The organism is Enterovibrio norvegicus FF-33 (assembly GCF_000286835.2).
Taxonomy (GTDB): domain Bacteria; phylum Pseudomonadota; class Gammaproteobacteria; order Enterobacterales; family Vibrionaceae; genus Enterovibrio; species Enterovibrio norvegicus_A.
In genome coordinates this window covers 1,482,236-1,504,962 of the sequence record NZ_AJYD02000038.1, presented here as the reverse complement: position 1 = coordinate 1,504,962, position 22,727 = coordinate 1,482,236, and the positions used below count along the sequence as shown (strand labels likewise).

Here is a 22,727-nt window from a genome sequence, read left to right as displayed (position 1 = left end):
TATGTTTATACGTGAAATAATCCGCAGCGCAATACTTGTTAACAAGTATGCAACACACTTGCTGTCGGGTAACACTGAAAGCAATATAAAATAAGAAAAAGGACTCGGTAATGAAACGTATAATGACGACTGCTGGACTTTCGTTGTTTGCGAGCTCAGCCTCTGCGGCAGGGATCGACGAAGCAATCAATGAAATAGTTGCGCCAATTGTAAACCCATTCGTGGGTATGATTTTCTCCACCATCCCCCTACCATTTGTAGATGCACAAGCGCCATGGATTGTTCTCTGGCTTGTAGTTGCTGCAATCGTATTCACACTCTATCTCGGCTTCATCAACTTTCGCGGTTTCGCCCACGCTATTCGCCTCGTAAAAGGTGACTACACCAATCCAAATGAACCTGGTGAAGTCTCACACTTTCAGGCGCTTACCACCGCCCTCTCGGGAACCGTTGGTCTAGGTAACATTGCAGGTGTCGCAGTGGCTATTTCCATCGGTGGTGCAGGCGCAACATTCTGGATGATTCTTGCTGGTCTGCTCGGCATGTCAACCAAGTTTGTAGAGTGTGCTCTCGGTGTTAAATACCGTAAGACAAACCCGGATGGCTCTGTTTCTGGTGGTCCAATGTACTACCTGAGCAAGGGTCTTGCTAAACGTGGTAACCCAGCACTTGGTCGAACCCTCGCCGTTTTATTCTCAGTTTGTGCGGTCGGCGGTGCTTTGGGTGGCGGTAACATGTTCCAAGCAAACCAAGCATTTAAACAAGTGGTTGGTGTAACTGGCGGCGACATGTCTTTCTTCGCGGATAAAGGCTGGTTGTTTGGTCTGATCATGGCGATCATTGTTGGTGTGGTTATCATCGGTGGTATCAAGTCAATTGCGAAAGTGACTGAGAAAGTCGTTCCATTGATGGCCGTTGTTTATGTTGGTGCTGCACTGGTTATTATTCTGTTTAACCTGAACCACGTAGGTGACGCGTTTGCTGCAATCTTCAACGGTGCGTTTACTGGTGAGGGTGTTGCTGGCGGTGTTATCGGCGCAATGATTCAGGGCTTCAAACGTGCGGCGTTCTCGAACGAAGCCGGTGTAGGCTCTGCAGCAATTGCTCACTCAGCGGTAAAAACCAATGAACACATGTCAGAAGGTTTTGTATCTCTACTTGAACCGTTCATCGATACCGTTGTTATCTGTACCATGACTGCCCTTGTGATCATCATCACGGGTCAGCTTCATGCAGGACAAGAACTGACAGGTGTTGCGCTGACTTCTGCTGCATTTGGTAGCGCTATCTCTTGGTTCCCATATGTTCTTGCGATTGCAGTTATCTTGTTCGCTTTCTCTACCATGATTTCTTGGTCTTACTACGGCCTGAAAGCTTGGACTTACCTGTTTGGTGAAAGCCTGCGCGCTGAAATGATCTTCAAGGTTATATTCTGCGTGTTCGTTGTGATTGGTGCTTCCATGAACCTCGGTCCGGTTATCGACTTCTCTGATGCGATGATCTTTGCCATGGCACTGATTAACATCATTGGTCTGTACCGTTTGGTTCCTGAAATCAAAACAGATATGAATGACTACCTAGCACGCCTGCAAAGCGGTGCTATCGTGCGTCACAAAGCATAATTCGTTTATCTAAACTTAGTATTTCTAACTAAAGCGGTACAACGAAAAAAGAGATGCCAAATGGCATCTCTTTTTTATGTTCGTCATGTATAACTTGGCTCTTAAAGTCGGCCAGCCAATGATTTAACCGCCAGCCAATTTTACCGTGTGACCTTTCTTCTCAAGGTACGCTTTGATTTGATCGCGTTTGTCGCCTTGAATCTCGATGATCCCATCTTTTACTGCACCACCACAGCCACACACTTTCTTTAAATCCGCAGCAACGAGCTTTAGTTGAGTGTCATCCATATCTAGCCCAGTCACCAGACACACACCTTTTCCTTTTCGGCCTTTAGTCTGGCGTTGAATACGGACAATACCATCGCCTTTATCACGCTGAGGCGCTTGCACTTCTTCCTTTATTCGCCCGGTTTCTGTCGAATACACCAAACGGCTGTTATCGTTTTTCATAATCCACTCTTTGACGCGTCACAATGCGCGTATGGTATCAAAAGTCTTGGGATTGAACACGTATAGTGATTTCGCAATCAACGAGATAGTGAGTGAGTGTCGATATACTGCTTAATTTTAGGCAATGGACCTTTGAGAAGCTGACCACGAACAAGAATGTACCAAAGGCCTGGTTGCTTCTCATCACTCATGATCTGAATACCTCGATACGTTTCTGCTGAGTGGGCTTGTGGCGTGCCGAACGTTTGACGCTCAAATTCAGCCGGACGGCGGAATATACGCGTGTCACACCACCAATCTATACACTGTCTAATGCCCAGCATACTTCCTGATACTGTTCTACCACCGACGAGTGATGTATAGATATCATCTCTGCACTCGATGGAATGTCCACGATGTGAATACCGCTTTTTCATTGGTTTCCCGTATCTATTATTGCTTTTTCTTATAGCGAGGATATTAATGAATACAGCAGGATTTGACGACAATAATTGTGATTTTGACCCAAAAAAAATGATTTTATTACAAGGCGATAACGCCTTGATAGCGATGTGGTTAAGTCTTAGTAACGACTTTTTTATCTACGAATTGCTTAAGTGCTGGAAGTGAACCTTTTAGCAGATTCCCTTTGATGATCATATACCAGGCCTTATCATCATCTTCAGAGTCGTTCATGATTTGAATGCCTTTATATTCTTCAATTTTTTTCTCTTTGGCATCAACGAAGTCTTGCTTATCAAACTCTTCAGGCAAGCGCAAAATGTTAGTGTCGCTCCACCAATCGATGGATTGCTTAACACCCAGCAGTGAACCAAGTATGCGCTTTCCCCCGACTCGAGCACTGTATTCTTCTTTGTTTTCGTCGTTCAATTCGACGTTATAACCACGATGGTATAGGCGCTTTTTCACCAGCGACACCTCTGTCTATTTACATATAAAAGAAACAACTGCAACAAAATTGCGTTTCACTATGTAAATTAGACCAGATTAACAGCAAGTGCCAAGTTTCCGTCTTTGACCCGCCAGAAAAACTGACATTTCATTAAAGGGTTATGTGATCATCCCTCTTCTTTAAACCTCAATTAGGTGGAATAATAGATCTATTCAAATGATAAGTTATAGTGCGCTATAGAATGAAAAAGATTGAACCCATCGCAAATCCAGAAGAAAACAAACAAAGCATCATGCAATTTAAAGCTGGCCATGTTGATTTGGCACACTGGAAATCTCTGACGATGAATCTGTACAGTCATAACTCCGTACTTAGCTTTCAAAATGACTGGCAAACCTTTGTCGATTATTGCAAAGAGGTCAATGTCTCTGCGCTCCCCGCGGCGGTCACGGCGGTTAGACGCTTCATTGAACACAGATCAAAAACACGTAAAATATCCAGTATCAAACGCTACGTCATTACTATTTCGCTACTACACCGTGTTCATGGTTTACCTGACCCTACTCGCCACAGAGAAGTCCGATTTACCCTTAATCGACTGTATTCAGAAAAAGCTGATGATGCCGCGCAGGCCAATGCGTTTCACCTTTCCCATTTGAACGCATTACAGCAGAAATTGGGAAGCAGCGACCGATTGAAAGATATTCGCGACCTACTTATTTGGACGCTGTGCTTTGAGGGTATGCTGAAAAGAAGCGAACTCGCGGCATTGACTTGTCATTCGATACAAAAAGACGCAGAGGGTTATATGTTGGTGGTTGATGATCAGCGTATCGAGCTCAGCCCGGAAGCAGGTGAGCTGATTGATCATTGGTTTTTAGTATCCGGCATTGCCGATGGCCCGTTGCTGCGTCGCATCAACAAGCATGAACAGCTGGGTGACTTGCCGATGGATCACTCCTCTATTTACCGCGTGTTCCGACGTGCTGCCACTGAGCTGGGTTTAGAAAGCACGCTGACGTTCTCAGGGCAATCTCCACGTGTAGGTGCCAGTGTGGATTTATCAGATTCAGGTAAATCAATTAAGGAAATTCAACAGCAAGGAAGATGGAAAAGCCCCGCTATGCCAGCTCAATATGTGGGGAATAAGCAGGCAAAGAACGAGGCTATGGAGCAGTTCAAGCGCAAGATAGAGAAAGATTAACCGCTGTTGATACCACTTTGGATGCAGCTCGCCAGATAATCTGAGAACGTGTGTCCATTATGCTCGACCAATTTCGGGAACATAGAAATCGGTGTCATTCCTGGGAAGGTATTGATTTCGTTTAATAGCACTTCACCATCAGTGGTTAGAAAGAAATCAATCCGGGACAAGTCTTTTAACTTCAAATGAACAAAGGCTCTCTTCGCGTATTCACGCATCTTCGCGATTTGCTCGTCAGTCAGGTTATCCGGCTCTAACGTTGTTAAGCTGTGACTTGCCGTGCTGTATTTTTCGTCATAGGTATAGAAGGTATCTTCAGGGCAACGAATCTCACCCGGATTAGTCACCACGACTTCTCCGTTAAAATGATACGCCGCAATTTCTAGCTCACGTGGGCGAACAGCCTTCTCGACCAAAACTTGATTGGAAAAGGTAAATGCCTGCTCGATAGCATCCTTGATCGATTCTTTTTCTGACACCTTAAAGCAGCCAACAGAAGAGCCCTGGCAAGCCGCTTTAACGAATATTGCCCCCCAGCGTTCAAACGCCTCTTCGGCTTTCAATACACTGTCGGCACTGTTTTCAGTCAAGAACACGTACGGTGTATTAGGGATACCAATGGCATCAAACCACAATTTTGATGTGATTTTATTGAAGCAAACGATACTGGCTGAAGGGTCGCACCCCATATAAGGCAAGCCAGCAAGTTCAAGCAATGATTGGATATCACCAGTTTCGCCCGGGTAACCGTGAATACAAGGCACCACATAATCAATGGCAATAATTTTATCGCCAACGGTCAGTGTTTTATCTAAGTTCAGCCGACAAGCTTGGCCTTCGCTATCTTTCCAGCCTTCGTCTTTTGTGATTTCAACGCGAACAACAGACACTGAGGGTAATGACGTCAGTTCTGATTCCAGATAGTTCGCCGATACGAGAGACACTTCATGTTCAGCGCTACCGCCGCCACATAGCAGCAATACTTGAGTTGGGTTCATGACCATTCCTACTTCGCCCTGATTCTTCGATCAGGGATAACATAATTCAATTGCACAATCCGGTGCATCGCATGGAAGGTGAGACGCCTATAGTAGACAATCGCCTTCTCCCTTTCATCCAATGAAAAGCAAATATCTGTCTATTTTTGTGTGATCGCGCAAAAACTCGTCGCATTCCCGACGGTTACAGGACGCTTGTGGCTACCACACGTATATCAATATGAAAAAAGAGAGCATTTGCTCTCTTTTTGATTGTTTGGGAAATGTTAATTGAGCGGCTTCATCTCAGGGTTTGCTGACGATTTAATCGAGGCAAAAGAGCGAATAAAGGGCCCATACTGCTTAATGTCTTTTGGTAAAGCGCTTAGCGCATGCTTCGCGTCAGTTTTCGAGTCAAAATCACCATACAACAAGGTATACCACGGCAAACCATCGACCATTTTTTTGTTCGACCAAACGGGTTTGTCCGAAGGCAACTTATTCATGTATTCATTGAAGCCTTTATTATGGCTAAGTGCGATGACCTGTATTGTGTAATTTTGTCCGCTCATCGCCGCCATTTTTTTCGTTGCCGGTTGCTTTTTAACTGCAGGTTTAGCGATTACCGCAGGCTTAGATTTCATCGGATTTTCTGCCATTGTTGCTTTAGATGCAGGTTTTGGCATGGGTTTAGCTGAATTCATTTCTGCTTTTTTTGCAGGAGCAGGAATAGAAGAAGATTGGGGAGTCGGGAACACTTCTTCTTCTATAGATTGAGTCAAAATCTGAGTCGTACTGGCTCCACCGGAACAGCCAGCGAGCGCAAAGGTAAATGCGATAGAAAGGATTTTCTTCATGAATATTCTACTTTTAGGAGCCACTGTCTTCTATTCTGAACGCACCTATCCATTCATTCAACTTAAACGATGCGCACTCTGATAAGTATCTGCTACATGTCACACATCATTTTGCGAAAATGATTGAGATGACAAGGATTTCTTTTTTAATACGCGTCTTTTCGTTGCGGATCACAGCCAGACTTAATGGGTCAGGATGCGCCAACAGAAACATTGTAGGATATAAACGAGTAACCTCAGATGCCTCAGGAGATGCACATGCTCGGCCTAGATATGCTTTTTAAACCAAAATCAATCGCTGTCATTGGCGCTTCTGATACACCAGGCCGTGCGGGTAATGTGATTATCCGTAATCTCCAATCAGGTGGGTTTCAAGGCCCCATAATGCCTGTCACACCAAAATATCAAGCTGTCGCGGGGATTCTCGCATATCCAACGATCAATGCCTTACCCTTGATTCCCGACATGGCTGTACTCTGTACACAAGCAGATAAAAACAGTGAGCTTATTCGTCAGTTGGGGGAAAAAGGCGTGAAGGTTGCCATCATTTTGGCAGCGGGCATGAAAAAATGCATCAACCAAGATGGACGTACTGAATTCGACATCATGCGCGAGATCGCATCGCAATACGACATGCGTGTTATCGGCCCCAATAGTCTTGGTTTAATCCTTCCTTGGCTAAATCTGAACGCGTCGTTTTCGCCCATCCCCGCCAACCGTGGCAACATTGCGTTTGTTTCTCAGTCGGCAGCGGTATGTACCACGATTTTGGACTGGGCAAGAAACCGACGCATTGGGTTTTCAACTTTTATTTCGTTAGGGGAAGCGAGTGATATCGATTTTCCCGAACTGCTTGACTACCTGAGCCGAGAAAGCAAAACCGATGCAATTCTGCTTTATATCGACAACATTCAGGACGCAAGGGCATTTATATCTGCGGCTCGTGCTGCATCTCGAAACCGTCGTGTGTTGGTGTTAAAAAGCGGCCGTACGCCAGAAGGTGCGGCGGCTCTCCCCCACTTATCAGAAAGCTTGCCGGGTCTAGATGGTGCATACGATGCCGCGATTCGACGTTCGGGCATGCTTCGCGTAAATACGACGCATGAGTTATTTGCCGCAGTAGAAACACTTTCCCATTCAGTGCCGCTTCGCGGGGAACGATTAGCCATCATTTCGAATGGCGGCGGCCCAGCCGTCATGGCGGTGGATACATTGATGGAAATGGGCGGCAAATTGGCAGTCCTGAGCGAAGAAACCATCGAAAAACTCGGCAAAGTGTTACCGGTGAGTTGGTCGCAAGGCAATCCACTTGATATCGTTGGCGATGCCGACATAGAGCGCTACAAGAAAGCTACGGAGATTTTACTTGAAAGTGATGAAGCAGATGCCTTGCTGATCCTTCATTCTCCGTCGGTCACCGCTCCCGGATTGAAAACCGCTAAAGCGCTGGCAGAAATGCTAAAGAACAACCCCCGCGCCAAACGATTTAATATATTGACCAATTGGCAAGGTGAGAGTGATGACGCGACAGTGGCGCGTTTGGCCTTTGCCCATGCAGGATTTCCTGCGTATCGCACACCAGAAAGTGCCGTTACCGCATTCATGCACTTGGTCGAATACCGTCGAAACCAAAAACAATTAATGGAAACGCCAACTTCCATTGGACAGATCGAATACGATGTAGAAGGCGGTCGTGCCTTTATCCAGCAAGCGCTAGACAGCCAATTAACCTCATTGACTACCCACGAAGCAAGGCCGTTTCTTTCAAAATATGGCATCAATGTAATGGCAACATGGTTGGCTGCTGACGCTGCGGAAGCCGCTCAAATCACAGAGCAAGTGGGGTATCCCGTTGCCGTTAAGCTACGTTCGCCAGACATTGCTCACAAGTCTGACGTTAACGGCGTCATGCTCGATCTGAACAATGCCACCGAAGTCGCCAATGCCGCCCAATTGATGCTCAATCGTATGTCGCTGTCTTATCCAACCGCACGCATTGAAGGGTTACAAATTCAAGCGATGGCCAACCGTGCCGGTTCGCAAGAACTTAGGGTTTGTGTTCGTCACGACCCCGTTTTTGGCCCTGTCATTTTGCTGGGCGAAGGCGGCAGCGAGTGGAATGTAAACCGTGACGCAGCCGTTGCTATTCCACCGCTTAATATGGCGTTGGCGCGTTACCTAGTGATTGGTGCACTCAAAGCGGGCAAATTACGTCAACGTGGTCATCCTTATAACATTGATGTGAACTCACTTTGCCACTTTTTAGTGACACTGTCACAGGTCGTAATCGATTACCCTGAAATCACGGAGTTGGATATCCACCCCTTGCTTGTCACAGGCGACAGCTTTACCGTTCTGGATGCTTCTATCAAATTGTCACCGTTTGAAGGAGACGCCAATACTCGTCTCGCGATTCGGCCTTATCCAAAAGAGTTGGAGCAGAGTGCGGCCCTCAAAGACGGACGCAAAATATTGCTGCGCCCTATTCTTCCTGAAGATGAACCTAACCATAAATCCTTTGTGGAACGTGTGTCTGTGGAAGACCTGTATAAGCGCTTCTTCTCTGATGTCGGAGAGTTGAACCATGAAGCCTTAGCCAATCTCACACAGATTGATTACGACCGTGAAATGGCCTTCGTGGCGGTCTTTCGTGCGCCCAATGGCGAAGATGAAATTCTCGGCGTAGTACGTGCGCTGGCAAACCCATCACATACGGATGCTGAGTTCGCCGTATTGGTGCGTTCTGATCTCAAAGGCATGGGATTGGGCAGGATCTTAATGGACAAGGTCATCGAGTACGGACGCCAAAGCGGCTTAAAACGTATCAACGGCATGACCATGCCGTCTAACTCAGGAATGATCGCCTTGGCACAAAAAGTGGGATTCAGCATTGATGTCCAAATACAAGATGGCATCGTTGATATGGATATGATGCTGTAACCAATTCATTTTCTTATCAAGAATAACGTTAAACGAAAAAGGCTGCATACTAATGCAGCCTTTTATTCTTTGGTTCGTTTGAGTATGAAATGACGCTTGGCTAGTCGTGCAATTCAGCAACTAGGCTGTAGTCCACCACGATAATATCTTCGATATGCGGGCCAAACACTTCTTTTAATGCGTCATGCTCAGGGTCGACCAAATAGCGCTGACGGGCGGCTTCGTCTTTCAGAGTCATCAAAATGACATGCGTAAATCCTTGATTCTTTCCCTCAGGGCTATCATTCTCGCCCCATTCAACAGACTCCACGCCTTCCACTCGCTCTGTCATGGAAGCAAACTCTTCACGGATCTCACCAAAATCGGCTTCGTTGGATTCGGGCTTAAATTTCACCAGCAGGATATGTCTGATCATGGTGTTGCTCCGTCAATTATTACCAAGAATCTAATCTACGTTTTCTTCACGAACAGGTTGAATCATTTTTAGTACTTTCGGTATTTGTCTTACCAACCAGCCTTTCGCGTTACCCATTCGATTTCTCTTCCATGCCATCACCCAATGGAGCTGGTAAATTTCACTCCCTTCAATCACTTTTAAACGCCCTTCCTCAATGTCTTTTTCAATCCACCATAAAGGCATTGTGCCAATACCATATCCATCAAGAATAGCGTGATACTTCTCTGTCATGGAGCTGACCGTGAGCCTCGGCTGTTCGTCCAATATATTGAAGGTGTATGTTTTCGCACTGCGGGCGGTGTCAGCCACAGAAATACTGCGATACAAACGCCGCGTTTCAGGATCAAACGGGTTGCTGTGCTTGTGAATAGGATGATCGGGTGCTGCTATCCAGTAACCATCGGAATAGCCCAGCTCTTGAACCTTGACACCTAAAGGAATCGTTGGGGGCTTGGGGCTAATAAGAATGTCGGCGCGATCATCATGTAACGCCTCCCACGACCCTGCCAATATTTCCTCTTGCAGCCGGACACGGGTATTCGATTCGTGACCAAGTTGCTCCACCAGCGGGAAAAACTGTCTTGCGGTTAACAAGCCATCGAACGCGATAGTGATATCTAACTCCCAGCCGTGCGCAAGGGATTTGGCGTCGGCAACCATTTCATCGGCGGCATTGATCAGTATCCGGCCTCGCTCTAACAGCAATCTTCCAGCATCAGTAAACGCGGCTTTATGTCCAGAACGATCAAAAATCACTAAGTCCAACTCTTGTTCTAGTTTTTGGACCTGATAACTCAAAGACGAGGGCGCACGATTCAACGAATCTGCAGCCGCAGCAAAGCTCCCTTTACGGTCAATGGCGTCTAGAACCTGCAGTGCTTCGAAAGATAACATGGTGATACTCGTTCCTTGTATAGAGTCAGGGTTATTAAAGACAGGTGATTAGTTTTGCCACCAGGACAGCAACAACACTGTCATCAACGTACATGACCTGACTTAGCTCTATAAGTATTCGTCTGAAGATAACGAGCGAATATTCATTTCGCCTCAATCTGGCACAATCCACTGAATGAGAACAGAAATTTTTTCCTGATCCGCAAATTCGTGATGAATACATCGCCACTGTGTCTTCATCTGTCTTACCCTTAGGAATGAGGTGGCTATGAAGTTAGATCGTATTGAAATATCAGGTTTTCGCGGTATTCGACGGCTTTCGCTCAGTCTTGACGAGGTGACGGTCCTTATCGGTGAGAACGCGTGGGGCAAAAGCTCTTTGCTGGATGCACTGTCTCTTTCGTTACCCTCTACAGGTGACCCTTATACATTCGAGCGCAAAGATTTTCACATCGACCACACATTGGGAAATGCGCAAACGAATCAAATCCAAATCATTCTTCGCTGGGTTGAAAGCTATTCGGGTGAACACCGCGCCCGTCGCTACCGACAGTTCAATCAGGTATGGAACAAGACCAATGAAGAAGGCCTTCGCCAACTCGATTTTCACATCAATGCATTGCACGACGACGGGAAGATCAACGTCACTCGCGATTTTCTTGATGAAACCGGAAACATCATTTCGCTGGAAAACCAACAACACCTCGCCAAACAACTTGCGCTGCTTCATCCCATTATTCGTATGCAGGATGCGCGTCGTTTACGTGATATAGAACTCGACCTAAATGGCAACAAAACTCGGCTAGAAAAGCGGTTAGAAAATACGGTTAAGCGATTACAGCACATGCCTGGGCATGTGAACAAAGGCGAAGTGCGCAGTGGCATTAAAGCCATGCGGACGCTACTCGACCACTATTTTGCGTTTGATAGCCACAACCGGTCACCTTCAGATATTGAGCCGTCACGACACCTCAACATGCGGGCCAGCAACATTCACCCGCTAGAACTGGTGGCGCGTAACACATCCAACCAAAGCCGTTTGTTACTCATGGGACTACTTAGCACTTTTGTTCGCGCGCGCGGCCCAAAACAACTTAGGCCAAATGCTCGCCCAATTGTGATTTTTGAAGACCCTGAAAGCCGATTGCACCCCACGTTACTCAATCAGGCTTGGCGCTTAATTGCGTTAATGCCAATGCAGAAAATCATCACTACAAACAGCGGCGATTTACTATCAGCCGTTCCTCTCACGAGTATTCGGCGCTTAGAAAGAGGTTCAACGCAAACAGAATCATTTCAAGTGCCTAAAGGATGTTTGAGTAAAGACGAGGAACGTCGCGTGTCTTTTCATGTTCGCTTTCATCGTCCAAGCGCATTGTTTGCTCGATGTTGGCTTTTGGTCGAAGGCGAAACCGAGATATGGCTTTTCAGTGAATTAGCAAGGCTCCAAGGTTATGACCTGTCAGCAGAAGGGGTTCAACTGATTGAATTTGCCCAAAGTGGGCTTAAACCCCTGATCAAGCTCGCGATTATATTGGGGATTGAATGGCACCTGATTGCCGATGGCGATATGGCGGGACAAAAATACGCGTACGCCGCGCGGAAAATGCTGAATGGCGATCAAGAAAGCCATCGACTGACTCTCTTGCCCGACCGAGATATCGAGCACTACCTTTTCCGTCATGGTTACGAGCCGTTGTTTAGAGAAATGGCAAACATTGATGACAACATGCATCATATTGCGCCGAAGAAAATCATCAGCAAAGCGCTAAAAAAGTATGCTAAGCCTGATGCTGCTCTCGCGATTATTGCGTATACGGAGCAGCATCATGAAGACGGTATCCCGCTATTACTACGGCGGATTTTACAAAGAGTGATCGGCATGGCGAGAGGTGCGGGTTAGTCCTGCTTTTCAAAGAAGATCGAAATTCGCCCTACTTCTACACCGAATTTTCTCATCGAAGTCAGGTTAAATGCACGCTTTTCATCTTGGCGGAATAGCCAATCATCGAGCGTAAGCACATAGGTACTGTCACCCACGTCAACGTTGAGGTCATACACCCAATTGAGTGCATTGCCTTCTTCACGCCCAGACGCGATACCAACCACATCACCCGCTGTACCTTGATAACTGCCATCCTCTAGACGAGTGATCGTCCAAATACGCTTTTGTGTTTCACCATCATCAAACAAAAAGTCTTCATCCAGTGTTATCACGCTACCTACAACCGTACCTTTGATATCAACATCAAAGCGACGAGTTTGTTTGCCTGTATAGTCTTGCACCATCCCCCAAGCTTTGACCTCTCCGTCAAAATATTCAAAGAGGTTAAACGCTGGCGTGGTGTTTTTGTAATCTTCAATCGAGCTTGAGCAGCCGATGAGCGTAAGGAAAAATACCCCTATAATGGCGAGTTTTCTCACGTTTATTTTCCTCCAATGAGAGCTAAACGAAGTGATGGGTAAGCGGTTTTCGGAGACAGCCAGATATCAGCAAACGCTTGGGCTAAAGGTATGTCTTTCAATGTTGCATACGGTTTGGGCTGGCCTTGTTTGGGCTGGTAAAAAAATGCACCGCCACTGCTTTCCAGAACGTAGATAAGGCGATCGCCTTCTTTGACGTTTGGCCACGCATTTTTCATTTGCGGATCCCAACTCGCAATGGTGTCGGCAGAGAATCCAAGGTGCTCCCATTGTTCGACGGTCGCATCGAGCAAATCGTCGGCATCGATATCCCGGTCATAGGTGATCACCAGCGCCAAGGGCAGAGGGGATTCGGGATTATATACTCCCGCTGGAGTGCGAAGCTCACTGTCGTATATTTTCCAGAAACCCCATGACAATGAAGCGGAACCAACAGGCTTCCACCACATCCACTGCTCTTTTTTATCTGAGGTGTTTTCCGATAGCCCCTTCGTGACTGCACTGGTCAACGGCACGGCAACGCTCGCAGGCTGCCCTGTGCTAGAGCCAATAAAGGCATAGGACGACAAAGACGTCAGCAGCGCCAATGGACCTGCCAAGCCAAGAAATGTCATTTTTTTACTGAAACCGAACGTGAAAGAAACCATACTTCCCCCTTCGACTGGAAGTATTTCAACAACAATAGAAACAACACGCTGTATACCGCCCATCCAATGGCCAGCACGGCAACTGTTGTCCAATACGGCTGTCCAAACGATACTGCGCCCAACCGCTCACCGCCGAGATAACTCACTGCGCCACCAATAGAGCCGGCCCCAATCAACACGCCAATATTCTTATCTAAAATCCAATCTTTGATTAGCCACAGATAAGCACCAAAACCCGCCCAAAGTAAGCAAAGCCATAAAGGAAGAAACGGCGTATCGAATACCAAGAATTGGCTAGACATCAGTACGCTATCACCAGCAATGCCGATCAATGCGAACAGAGGAATGGCGATGATCACGCCGCGGTCAATAAACATCGACGCAATCAAAACCAATACAAGAAGAGGAAGAAAGCTGTTTTGCCCAACCACTGCAGCGAACCAATATAGGTTAAATGCTAATGAAACTAGGATAATACGCATGTTCTGCCCCCTGATTAATTGAGTTTTTTGGTGCAGTTACTCGCGCCAGTCGGGACGGCTCAGTACAAGCTGTACTGTGCTGATGGTGCGTTCGCGGAAACCCCCTTCGCAGTAGCAGAAATAGTAACGCCATAGGCGAGCAAAACGATCGTCATACCCAAGTTCACTAAGCTCCGCATGCTTATCGTTGAACCTTGCGTGCCAATCTTTTAGCGTGCGCGCGTAATCCAAACCAATATCTTTCAAATCGCGCGCAACCAGATCGCTCTCACGTGTAAAGTGTTCAAGCAGTACATTCACTGACGGAAGGAAGCCACCTGGGAAAATGTGTTTTTGAATGAAGTCGACGTTACTGCTGTAGTAGTCATAGCGTTGATCGGCGATGGTAATTGATTGAATCGCCATCAAACCATTCGGTTTCAGCAAAGACTGACACTTCTTGATGTAGGTCGTCAGATACGTTTTGCCCACCGCTTCAATCATTTCAATCGACACAAGCTTGTCAAATTGCCCTTCGAGATCGCGATAATCTTCTTTCAGCAAGGTTATTTGACCTGACAGCCCTTCTTGCTCAACGCGACTCTTCGCCCATTCGTATTGCTCATTGGAGATGGTTGTCGTGGTCACTTTGCATCCGTAATGCTTGGCAGCGTGAATGGCCATGCCACCCCAACCTGTGCCTATTTCGACAAGATGATCACTGGGTTGCAATCTCAATTCGCGGCACAATCGGTCCATTTTCTCAAACTGGGCGCTTTCCAACGTATCCGTGTCGTTTTCATAGATAGCGCTTGAATAGAGCATTTCTTTGTCGAGGAAACGTTCATAAAGATCGTTTCCAAGGTCGTAATGTGCCGAAATGTTGGTACGAGAGTTTTCTTTGGTGTTTCTGTTTTTCCAATGCGCAAACTTTTGAGCAATATTTGCAATCCAACCCACTTTGCTTTCAAGGCGATCTAACGCGGGCAAGTTGCGACACACCGCGCGAATCACATTGGTCAAATCTGGCGAATCCCACCAGCCGTCGACGTAAGCCTCTGAGGCGCCGATACTTCCACCGCTCAATACTCGGCGATAAAAACCCGGATGGCGCACAATGATTTCGGCATGCAATTCTGCATTCATGTCGCCTAGCTGTTGGGTTTGACCGTCATAGTCAACCAATGTCAAAGCGACGCCTTCTATATGCCCAAAGGTAGATAGGAGCATGCTGCGGGCAAACGTGTCTTTCTTCGTTACAGGCCACGTTGTCGATTCAATTTCGCTAGAATACATATTCACTCCTTTGCCTGTGCGGTATGGGTATAAAGTGGTGCGCCTTTTATCCAAAGCTTTAACGCTTGCCAATAGATTGAGGCGACAACTTTAACCGTCATCACGGGCGTTCTTACGATAAGTTTGGAAAGTTCAGATGAAGAAAAAGGCTTCTTCGACATCGCAAGCGTGGCGTCGAACTCGCGCCCCTCTCGATGCGTTTCGAGATGAATGAACGCGACTTTGTTAATCGGACGCAATTTCCAAACGTACTTCTGTTCAATCGGATTAAAGGGAGATACGTGGAACGCCTTGTCATTCTCCCAGTGCTTACCAGCCGGAATCGCATAATAATGGCGTTGATTCCATGGCGTATTACTGACCTCAGCCAACATGTAACACCAGTTGCCATCTCTGTCGTACAAGTAGTAGAAATTGACTGGGCTAAAGTACAGCCCGAAATAACGCAAGTGACACAACGCGAGCACTTTTCCGGTGTAACGCTTGCCTGTCAAAGCAAACACTTTGTCTTGTACTGCTTGTTGGGTATCTGTGCGTCCTTCCATATAATCAGGACGGTAAAAACTTGCGACACCCCATTTCTTAAGAGAGAACCCTCTCACTTTCTGTGATAGCTCTTCTATTTCATCCAAATCAATCAAGGGCATGAACATAGGATAAGTAAAACCATGTTTTACTGGCGTGAACCGACGATGGCGGACACTCCCCACATACAAACCACTTAATGATTCGGCACTCATGACGCGCTCCGCAGCGGAACTGGCAATGCGTGGACACCGTTAACAACATCCAATGCACTGCGTACACCGTCTTCATGAAAGCCGTTGTACCAGTACGCACCACAGAACCAACTCAAGTTTTCGCCAGAGATAAGCTCACGATGCTTCTGTGCTTCAATGCATTTTTGGTCAAACACGGGATGGGCATAAACAAATTTGCGCAAGATCTTGGAAGGATCAATGTTGTCAGATTGATTCAAGGTCACACAGAAAGTTTCTGGTGCGTCGATACCTTGCAGGATATTCATGTTGTAACTTAGGGCTGCCGGGCGCTCTTCTCGACCTGAACGTCCACCAAGGGAGTAGTTCCAGCTAGCCCAGGCGGCTTTCCGACGTGGTAACACACTGATATCGGTATGCAGAACAACGTCGTTGTCTTGATAATCAATGCTACCCAAAACGCGCTGCTCATCTTTCGTTGGCTTTTGCAATAGCGCCAAAGCCTGGTCGCTGTGACAGGCGAAAATCACTTGGTCAAAGTCGTATTCGCCGTTCTCTGTAACAACCACAACATGATCAGAGAAACGCTCAACATGTTTAATGCCAGCATTGAGTTTGATGCGGTCTTCAAAAGCAGGAACCATCTTACGCACGTATTCTCGAGAGCCACCCGGAATCACATACCATTGCGGCCGATTAGTAACGTCTAACAGGCCGTGGTTTTGGAAGAAGCGAAGAAAGAATTTGAGCGGGAATGCGCGCATATCTGACAAGGTCGATGACCAAATCGCCGCACCCATTGGCAAAATGTAGTTCTGACAGAAATACTCGCTAAAATCGCGACGCGAGAGGAAATCACCCAACGTTTGTTCAATCAGCGGATCGCCATGCGTTGCGATGGTATACGCCTCACGCGCTTCTTTGTTGAATCGCAGAATTTCAGAGATAAATTTGTAGAACTTAGGGTTAAGCAAATTTCGCTTTTGAGCAAACAAGGAGCCCATGCTGTGACCGTTGTACTCAAGGCCATTGTCATCATTGCGCACACTAAAGCTCATTTCTGATTCCTGAGCGCCCATTCCAATGTCTGTCATTAGATTTTGGAAGTTAGGATAAGTGCGATCATTAAAGACAATAAAGCCTGTATCAATAGCATATTTGCCACTAGCCACTTCGACATCAACCGTCGCTGTATGTCCGCCAATATAGTTGTTCGCTTCAAACAGCGTAATGTCATGCTCTTTGTGCAAATAATGCGCACAAGTTAGCCCTGAAATGCCAGAACCGATAATTGCAATTTTCATTGTGCTTTCCTTGTTATTTTTCTTATCACCGCAAGTTGTAATGTCATGGGTAATGAAGCGATCAGCTTGAGGAAAAAGGTGAACTTCTTGGGGAAATGGACTTCAGTTTTCTTCTTTTCTAACCCCTGACGAATAGCCAATGACGCCTCTTTAGGCGTGACAAGCATTGGCATCGGAAAATCATTTTTATCCGTCAGTGGTGTTTTAACGAACCCTGGCGAAACAAGTGACACCGTCACGCCTTTAGGTTCCAAGTCAATAGTGAGTGTTTTCGCCAAGTAAGCAACGGCGGCTTTCGAAGCGCCATATGCTTCAGCGCGGGGTAAGCCCAAATACGCCGCCGTCGATCCCATCAACGCTAAATGTGTTTGAGCAGAAAACGTGTCCTGCAATGCTTGAATACAATTGAGAAGCCCAAAAACATTGATGTCAAAGACACGCTTGAACAACGCAACATCAATATGACCGTTATCGATGTATTCACACGTTCCTGCATTGAGAATAATCAAATCACAGGGAGATTCGATATTACCTAAAACTTCTTTAGTTTCAATTTCATTTGTTACATCGAAGCTTAGAATTGTGACAGCGTCACTACCTTTTGACCAGAGATTAAGTTGCTCAACGTTGCGACCACACGCCACCACATGCCAGCCGTCATTTGCGTAGTCTTTTGCAAGCTGTAGGCCAATACCTGACGACGCACCCGTGATCAGAACCCGCTTCATTGTCCCAATCTCTTCTTGATCATTTTGACCGCAGCGCCCAGCACAGGGAGTGCTTCATAAAGCATTTCGCCAAGATCAAAATAATCACGATGCCGAATAACTCGCCCCTCTTTCAGTACTAGCTTTGAACAGCCTTCAACAGACCTCTCCGCGCCACCAGACAACTTGGGATGGGACAGGGTCATCGTCCAACTGATAAAAGCAATGTCGCCGTTTACAGCGTGATCATGAATATCAAAGCGGCAGTCAGTCACGTTGGTGTACATAGATTCGAAGTAGCGCGCTAAATTGTCATAACCTTCAATGCGGTGTGCTGGGTCTTCAAACACCACGTCTTCGCTATAAATCGCGTCGAGAGAGTTCAAATTGTCTTTGCTTAGCGACGTATATATCGAGATGAATCGATTGAGTGTGTCTTGTTGTGGAGTCGCTGCTGCTTGCATCATGATTCAGCCCTTTGGGTATTCTGTTGCGACTTCGCCATTTCAAACATGGAGATGGCAGTCTCTCGTGCGGCCTTATGATCAACAATCGGACGCGGATAAGCTAAATCAATTCCTTGTTTTTCTGCCCAGCGGTAAGGCTCATGCAATGCTTCATCAGGAACTGATTCTAATTCTTTCAACCATCTACGGATAAATCGCACGTTTGGATCAAACTTCTTACTCTGTGCGGTGGGATTAAAGACACGAAAATAAGGTTGGGCATCAGTGCCGACGGATGCAGACCATTGCCAACCACCGTTGTTGGCAGCAAAATCGCCATCAATCAGCTTGGACATGAAGTACTTTTCTCCCCAGCGCCAATCAATGTGCAAATCCTTTACGAGGAAGCTCGCCACAATCATTCTTAGTCTGTTATGCATCCAACCGGTTTCGTTCAACTGACGCATCGCCGCATCGACGATAGGAAAGCCCGTTCGCCCTTGCTTCCATCGCGCGAATTGCAGCTCATCACCATTCCACGTAATAGAATCAGTCCAGCTCTGGAAGCCTTTTCCTTTACTAATATCTGGGTAAGACGCAGTAATATGCTGATAGAACTCACGCCAAATCAGCTCTGATAACCATAAGTGTGCACCGCCACCACTCTTATCAAGGCAGTTCTGGTTTTCGGAAAATAATCTTGCTAGGCACTGTCGCGGTGATATCGCACCAATCGCCAAGTACGGTGAAAGTTGGCTAGTCGCTGGAATAGCGGGAAAGTCTCTTGAAGCTTCGTACTGCTCTACGCGATACCTGCAGAAATCACGCATTCGCTGAATGATAGTGTTGTCGTCAATTGGCCAACCCACTGAATCATCTTGGTGATAATGAAACTCGATGCTGCTTGGCTGCTTCAATAAAGCCTGCACAGTAGCATTAATTTGAACCGGTTCAGGTGTTCCTATGGGTGCCACATTTTCGCGTTGTAACCTTGCTATCCACGCCTTTTTGAATGGTGTAAAAACACGATAGATATTCCCCGCGCCATTAATGACAGATCCTGGAGGGAAGATGCATTTGTAATCAAACACATTGAGCTTAGTGCTGGTTAAACTGAGAAGACCTGCTATCGAATTATCGCGATTGACTTCATCAAGTTCATGGTCACGAATACAATAAATATCAGCAATTTGATACTGTTGGCAAAGCTGTGCCAATGACGGATTAATGTCACTAAATGTATTCACAGTCCGGAACAGCAATGGGATATTGAGCGCTTCTAGATCTTGCTGTAGCACCATCAAACGACGTCTGATTAGGTCGGCCTGAATGGGAGCCATACCATGAGATTTCCACTGAATCGGCGTTTCGTAGTAAATGGCCATAACAGGCTCACCACTTTTGCACGCTTCGGTCAGTGCAATGTTGTCTTTTACTCGCAAATCTCTTCTGAACCAAACTAGCTTCATTTTTGATGCTCCAGATTTTCTTTCGCTGACAGGGTTGCTGAATTCACCAGCTCGGGGTGGATAAGTCGACACTCTCCCAGCAATTCAGTAATCAGCACTGTGCTCGCTAATACACTTTCAACTTCGCGCTTTAACGATGCCGTAAACGAACAATCGGAATAGATAACCATTTTCTCTGTGTGTTGTTCTATTAACGTTTTATGAAGAGCAGCTAAACCTATACCCGCCCCCTCCACAACAGTGACGCTGTAACCTTTGGATTGAAGCAACAGTGCATGAAGATAAACTCGGTGCGCTTTATTTCCTTGTACGGCAACCATCCAGCAGGGTTTCTTCGTTGATGCTTTTTGATTGTTATGCAAACAATGAACCAACACATACGCCAGCGAAGTACACCAGAAGCTATCGCACATTTTCATTACGTCTGTATTCTGTTCGCTAAACCAATCACTTAACGGATCAAGCACTGTCGTTTTCAACGTCGATATGGGGTAGTTCTTAGTCAGTTCTGACAGGCAATTATTGACGAATCTTGCGTCAAACCGCATGACAGCATCTTTCAGCATCGCGACTTCCGGCAAGTTTTGTGCACTCTCTGCACTCACCACATCATGTTTGCCTAACAACTGTTTCACTTGGCTAACCGCAACACCTTTATGCAGCCATGAAAGTATCTCTTTTATACGTTCAACATCGTGCTCACTGTATAATCGGTGCCCTTTCGGCGTTCGTTGTGGCTTTAAAAGCCCATATCGGCGTTGCCATGCTCGTAGCGTGACGGTATTGACGCCAGTGCGCTCAGACACCTCACCAATCGCTAATGGCGTTTTGTCAGAGCCCATAACGCAATCTCAAACTTTCTGGGTAAGGGTTTAGGTAACTCTGATGTTGGAGATAGTCATCTGGGTGCTGCTGTAGATGGTGATTTATCAGCGTTAATGGTGCCAATAAAGGCATGATGCCTTGGCGATAAGAATGGATAAGCCCTGACAGTTCTTCTTTTTCCTTTTTGTCCAAATCACGTTTGAAATAACCTTGCAAATGCATTAGTACATTGGTGTTATTTTTTCGGCTAGCGCGATTGGCAATGGCTTGCATAAACAACGTGCGATATTCGATATAGAATTCATCGATATCATGATCAGCAATAGTGGCGACAAATTTACCCAAGGATTTGTAATCTAGCGGGCTATGCGCCATCAGTACAAGTTTGTAACGGGAATGAAACTCAACAATGGCACGGCGAGTAATCCCCTCTGCCATCGAATCGTATAAATCTCTCAATGCGAAAATTCGGAAGACGAAATTTTCACGCAATACTGGGTCATGAAGTCGACCATCTTCTTCAATAGGCAACCATGGCATGCGCTTCATCAGTTGTTTGGTGTACAGGCCGACACCAATTTTTTCTGCCGACACGTAGCCGTTCTCGCGATAAACCTTTACGCGTTCCATGCCACAGGTTGGTGACTTTGCGCATACCACATACCCACACAGATCCATCGTCGCGAGATGGTCAGCCTTCTTGCGACTGAACGCTTCCATTTTCTCGGTGTGGTCAACGTCCGCATTTTTCGTCTCAACCAAACGTATACCAATCTCGTCACCACGATCCAAAAGTCGGATAGTGGGACGAGGGACAGGTAGGCCAATACCGACTTCTGGACAAACAGGGACAAACTCAATGAACGGCGATAATTGTTCACAAATGAATTGATTACGTTTGTGACCGCTATCGAAACGGACATTGTCTCCAATGACACACGCACTGACACCCAATTTTATGCTCATATCTTTCTCCCTGTTGTACATGTTTTATTATTTGTACAAGTTAACTGTAATAATGGATCACAGTTGTACGAATTTATTTTGGTGTATAGGTAACAAAAAGGCGCACCATCACAAAAAATGATGGTGCGCCTCGTACTTATTGATAATTCAGTAATTTACTAATCGGTCACCGCTGCTTTTTCTGCGGTAATGGCCGATTCTATCTGTACTTCAAACGCTTTAAGTCGCTTGTAAATGGACATCAGTTCGACAATGGTACTCCACGAGTGCACCAAGAATTGAAACGATTCTTCCACCTTACCAAATGCGCGCAGGATCTGTTGCAACACCCCTAAGGTGATTGCGCCAGAGACAATCGTTGGCCCCATAAAGATATACGGCATGATCACGGTATACTGAATGTACGACCACTTGGCGACATCAAAATAAAGGTAGTGACGATAGAGATTGAAGTAATTTCGACGGACGTTAACAAAGAGTTCTTTTACTGTTTCAGGTTCAGCGCGAGATTCATGATCTTCACCAAGCACCAATTCTTTTCGATACGCTGCTTCTACTTTTTGGTTTTTGAATTCCAAACCCGGAAGCTTGATTCCAACCACAGCCAACAAAACAGTGCCAAAAATTGCAGACAGGATAGCCAAATAGACCAGTGAATGATCCACCTTTCCTATCCAAGGTAACTCAGTGACGCTCTCACTTAAGGTCCAAAGGATGGGCAAAAATGCTATCAATGTCATGATTGAGCGCATGAAGCTCACGCCCAACCCTTCTACGATACGAGCAAAACGCATGGTGTCTTCCTGAACACGCTGAGAAGCACCTTCAATGTGGTGGATTTTGCTCCAATGACGCATGTAATAGTCGTTCATCGCTGTACGCCAGCGGAACACGTAGTGACGAACAAAGAATTCAAGCGCAACGGCAATAACAATATAGATCGACACAATATTGAAAAATTCGATACAGCCCGCTAGAAATTCCTCAAACTCAACAGCGTTTGGGGTGGTCAGCGCCTCCTGCACAAGGTTATAAAATGAACCAAACCATTCATTGACTTGCACATCTATCTGAACTTTGTACCAAGTCACGTATAGGATCAAAGCAGTACCCAAGATAGACCACCGAAACCAACGTCTATCAAGAAAAAAAGATTTAAACATGAAAACA

23 protein-coding genes are annotated in these 22,727 nt (G+C 46.2%); 4 read left to right on the top strand and 19 right to left on the bottom strand.

Annotation, left to right across the window (positions count from 1 at the left end; translation table 11 throughout):
* Window positions 1-110: 110 nt before the first annotated feature.
* Window positions 111-1,622 (top strand): alanine/glycine:cation symporter family protein, encoded by a 1,512-nt coding sequence (locus tag A1OO_RS14995; RefSeq protein WP_016958712.1) that lies wholly within the window; start codon window positions 111-113, stop codon window positions 1,620-1,622.
* 123 nt (window positions 1,623-1,745) lie between these two features.
* On the opposite strand, the gene yciH is transcribed toward A1OO_RS14995, so the two are convergent.
* From yciH to A1OO_RS14980, 3 genes are all read right to left on the bottom strand, one after another.
* Complete coding sequence (gene yciH, locus A1OO_RS14990; RefSeq protein ID WP_016958711.1) at window positions 1,746-2,072, bottom strand: stress response translation initiation inhibitor YciH; 327 nt, start codon at window positions 2,070-2,072, stop codon at window positions 1,746-1,748.
* 77 nt (window positions 2,073-2,149) lie between these two features.
* Window positions 2,150-2,488: a DUF3319 domain-containing protein gene (locus A1OO_RS14985; protein WP_026023882.1), complete on the bottom strand. Its 339-nt coding sequence runs from the start codon at window positions 2,486-2,488 to the stop codon at window positions 2,150-2,152.
* A gap of 139 nt (window positions 2,489-2,627) precedes the next feature.
* Window positions 2,628-2,981 carry a DUF3319 domain-containing protein gene (locus A1OO_RS14980; protein ID WP_016958709.1) on the bottom strand — a complete coding sequence of 118 codons (354 nt, stop codon included), beginning with the start codon at window positions 2,979-2,981 and terminating at the stop codon, window positions 2,628-2,630.
* 224 nt (window positions 2,982-3,205) lie between these two features.
* On the opposite strand from A1OO_RS14980, the gene A1OO_RS14975 reads away from it, so the two are divergent.
* Complete coding sequence (locus A1OO_RS14975) at window positions 3,206-4,168, top strand: tyrosine-type recombinase/integrase (RefSeq protein WP_017003485.1); 963 nt, start codon at window positions 3,206-3,208, stop codon at window positions 4,166-4,168.
* Here the strand turns inward: A1OO_RS14975 and A1OO_RS14970 are convergent.
* Entirely contained in the window at window positions 4,165-5,166 is a 1,002-nt protein-coding gene (locus A1OO_RS14970; protein ID WP_017003484.1) for a D-alanine--D-alanine ligase, read from the bottom strand. The genes A1OO_RS14975 and A1OO_RS14970 overlap by 4 nt on opposite strands.
* 266 nt (window positions 5,167-5,432) lie before the next feature.
* Window positions 5,433-6,002 (bottom strand): SPOR domain-containing protein, encoded by a 570-nt coding sequence (locus A1OO_RS14965; RefSeq protein ID WP_016958706.1) that lies wholly within the window; start codon window positions 6,000-6,002, stop codon window positions 5,433-5,435.
* A gap of 258 nt (window positions 6,003-6,260) precedes the next feature.
* On the opposite strand from A1OO_RS14965, the gene A1OO_RS14960 reads away from it, so the two are divergent.
* The gene (locus tag A1OO_RS14960) at window positions 6,261-8,942 is read left to right on the top strand and encodes a bifunctional acetate--CoA ligase family protein/GNAT family N-acetyltransferase (protein ID WP_016958704.1); all 2,682 of its coding nucleotides are present in this window, start codon (window positions 6,261-6,263) and stop codon (window positions 8,940-8,942) included.
* Window positions 8,943-9,042: 100 nt separating this feature from the next.
* On the opposite strand, the gene A1OO_RS14955 is transcribed toward A1OO_RS14960, so the two are convergent.
* Both A1OO_RS14955 and A1OO_RS14950 read right to left on the bottom strand, forming a co-directional pair.
* A complete protein-coding gene (locus A1OO_RS14955; protein ID WP_016958703.1) occupies window positions 9,043-9,357 on the bottom strand; it encodes a Dabb family protein in 315 nt (104 codons plus the stop codon).
* 30 nt (window positions 9,358-9,387) lie between these two features.
* Entirely contained in the window at window positions 9,388-10,293 is a 906-nt protein-coding gene (locus tag A1OO_RS14950; RefSeq protein ID WP_017003483.1) for a LysR family transcriptional regulator, read from the bottom strand.
* A gap of 268 nt (window positions 10,294-10,561) precedes the next feature.
* Here A1OO_RS14950 and A1OO_RS14945 point away from each other — a divergent pair, with 268 nt between their 5' ends.
* Entirely contained in the window at window positions 10,562-12,196 is a 1,635-nt protein-coding gene (locus tag A1OO_RS14945; RefSeq protein ID WP_016958701.1) for a DUF2813 domain-containing protein, read from the top strand.
* Here the strand turns inward: A1OO_RS14945 and A1OO_RS14940 are convergent.
* From A1OO_RS14940 to sbmA, 12 genes are all read right to left on the bottom strand, one after another.
* Complete coding sequence (locus A1OO_RS14940; protein WP_016958700.1) at window positions 12,193-12,717, bottom strand: DUF3833 domain-containing protein; 525 nt, start codon at window positions 12,715-12,717, stop codon at window positions 12,193-12,195. The genes A1OO_RS14945 and A1OO_RS14940 overlap by 4 nt on opposite strands.
* A 2-nt stretch (window positions 12,718-12,719) precedes the next feature.
* Window positions 12,720-13,364 carry a hypothetical protein gene (locus tag A1OO_RS14935; RefSeq protein WP_016958699.1) on the bottom strand — a complete coding sequence of 215 codons (645 nt, stop codon included), beginning with the start codon at window positions 13,362-13,364 and terminating at the stop codon, window positions 12,720-12,722.
* The gene (locus A1OO_RS14930; protein WP_017003482.1) at window positions 13,328-13,846 is read right to left on the bottom strand and encodes a DUF2878 domain-containing protein; all 519 of its coding nucleotides are present in this window, start codon (window positions 13,844-13,846) and stop codon (window positions 13,328-13,330) included. Before A1OO_RS14930 ends, A1OO_RS14935 begins: the two co-directional genes overlap by 37 nt.
* 36 nt (window positions 13,847-13,882) lie before the next feature.
* Window positions 13,883-15,121: an SAM-dependent methyltransferase gene (locus A1OO_RS14925; protein WP_017003481.1), complete on the bottom strand. Its 1,239-nt coding sequence runs from the start codon at window positions 15,119-15,121 to the stop codon at window positions 13,883-13,885.
* 2 nt (window positions 15,122-15,123) lie between these two features.
* On the bottom strand, window positions 15,124-15,861 hold the full coding sequence (locus A1OO_RS14920; RefSeq protein WP_017003480.1) for a DUF1365 domain-containing protein: 738 nt from the start codon (window positions 15,859-15,861) through the stop codon (window positions 15,124-15,126).
* Window positions 15,858-17,144 (bottom strand): NAD(P)/FAD-dependent oxidoreductase, encoded by a 1,287-nt coding sequence (locus tag A1OO_RS14915; protein ID WP_017003479.1) that lies wholly within the window; start codon window positions 17,142-17,144, stop codon window positions 15,858-15,860. Before A1OO_RS14915 ends, A1OO_RS14920 begins: the two co-directional genes overlap by 4 nt.
* Window positions 17,141-17,872 carry an SDR family NAD(P)-dependent oxidoreductase gene (locus tag A1OO_RS14910; RefSeq protein ID WP_017003478.1) on the bottom strand — a complete coding sequence of 244 codons (732 nt, stop codon included), beginning with the start codon at window positions 17,870-17,872 and terminating at the stop codon, window positions 17,141-17,143. Before A1OO_RS14910 ends, A1OO_RS14915 begins: the two co-directional genes overlap by 4 nt.
* Window positions 17,869-18,318, bottom strand: coding sequence for a nuclear transport factor 2 family protein (locus A1OO_RS14905; RefSeq protein WP_017003477.1), 450 nt, complete (start codon window positions 18,316-18,318; stop codon window positions 17,869-17,871). The genes A1OO_RS14910 and A1OO_RS14905 overlap by 4 nt, the downstream gene beginning before the upstream one ends.
* On the bottom strand, window positions 18,315-19,766 hold the full coding sequence (phrB, locus tag A1OO_RS14900) for a deoxyribodipyrimidine photo-lyase (protein ID WP_017003476.1): 1,452 nt from the start codon (window positions 19,764-19,766) through the stop codon (window positions 18,315-18,317). Before phrB ends, A1OO_RS14905 begins: the two co-directional genes overlap by 4 nt.
* Window positions 19,763-20,608, bottom strand: coding sequence for a MerR family transcriptional regulator (locus A1OO_RS14895; RefSeq protein ID WP_016958691.1), 846 nt, complete (start codon window positions 20,606-20,608; stop codon window positions 19,763-19,765). The genes phrB and A1OO_RS14895 overlap by 4 nt, the downstream gene beginning before the upstream one ends.
* Window positions 20,598-21,557, bottom strand: coding sequence for a YbgA family protein (locus A1OO_RS14890; protein ID WP_016958690.1), 960 nt, complete (start codon window positions 21,555-21,557; stop codon window positions 20,598-20,600). Before A1OO_RS14890 ends, A1OO_RS14895 begins: the two co-directional genes overlap by 11 nt.
* Before the next feature lie 158 nt (window positions 21,558-21,715).
* A complete protein-coding gene (gene sbmA / locus A1OO_RS14885; RefSeq protein ID WP_016958689.1) occupies window positions 21,716-22,720 on the bottom strand; it encodes a peptide antibiotic transporter SbmA in 1,005 nt (334 codons plus the stop codon).
* Window positions 22,721-22,727 lie beyond the last annotated feature (7 nt).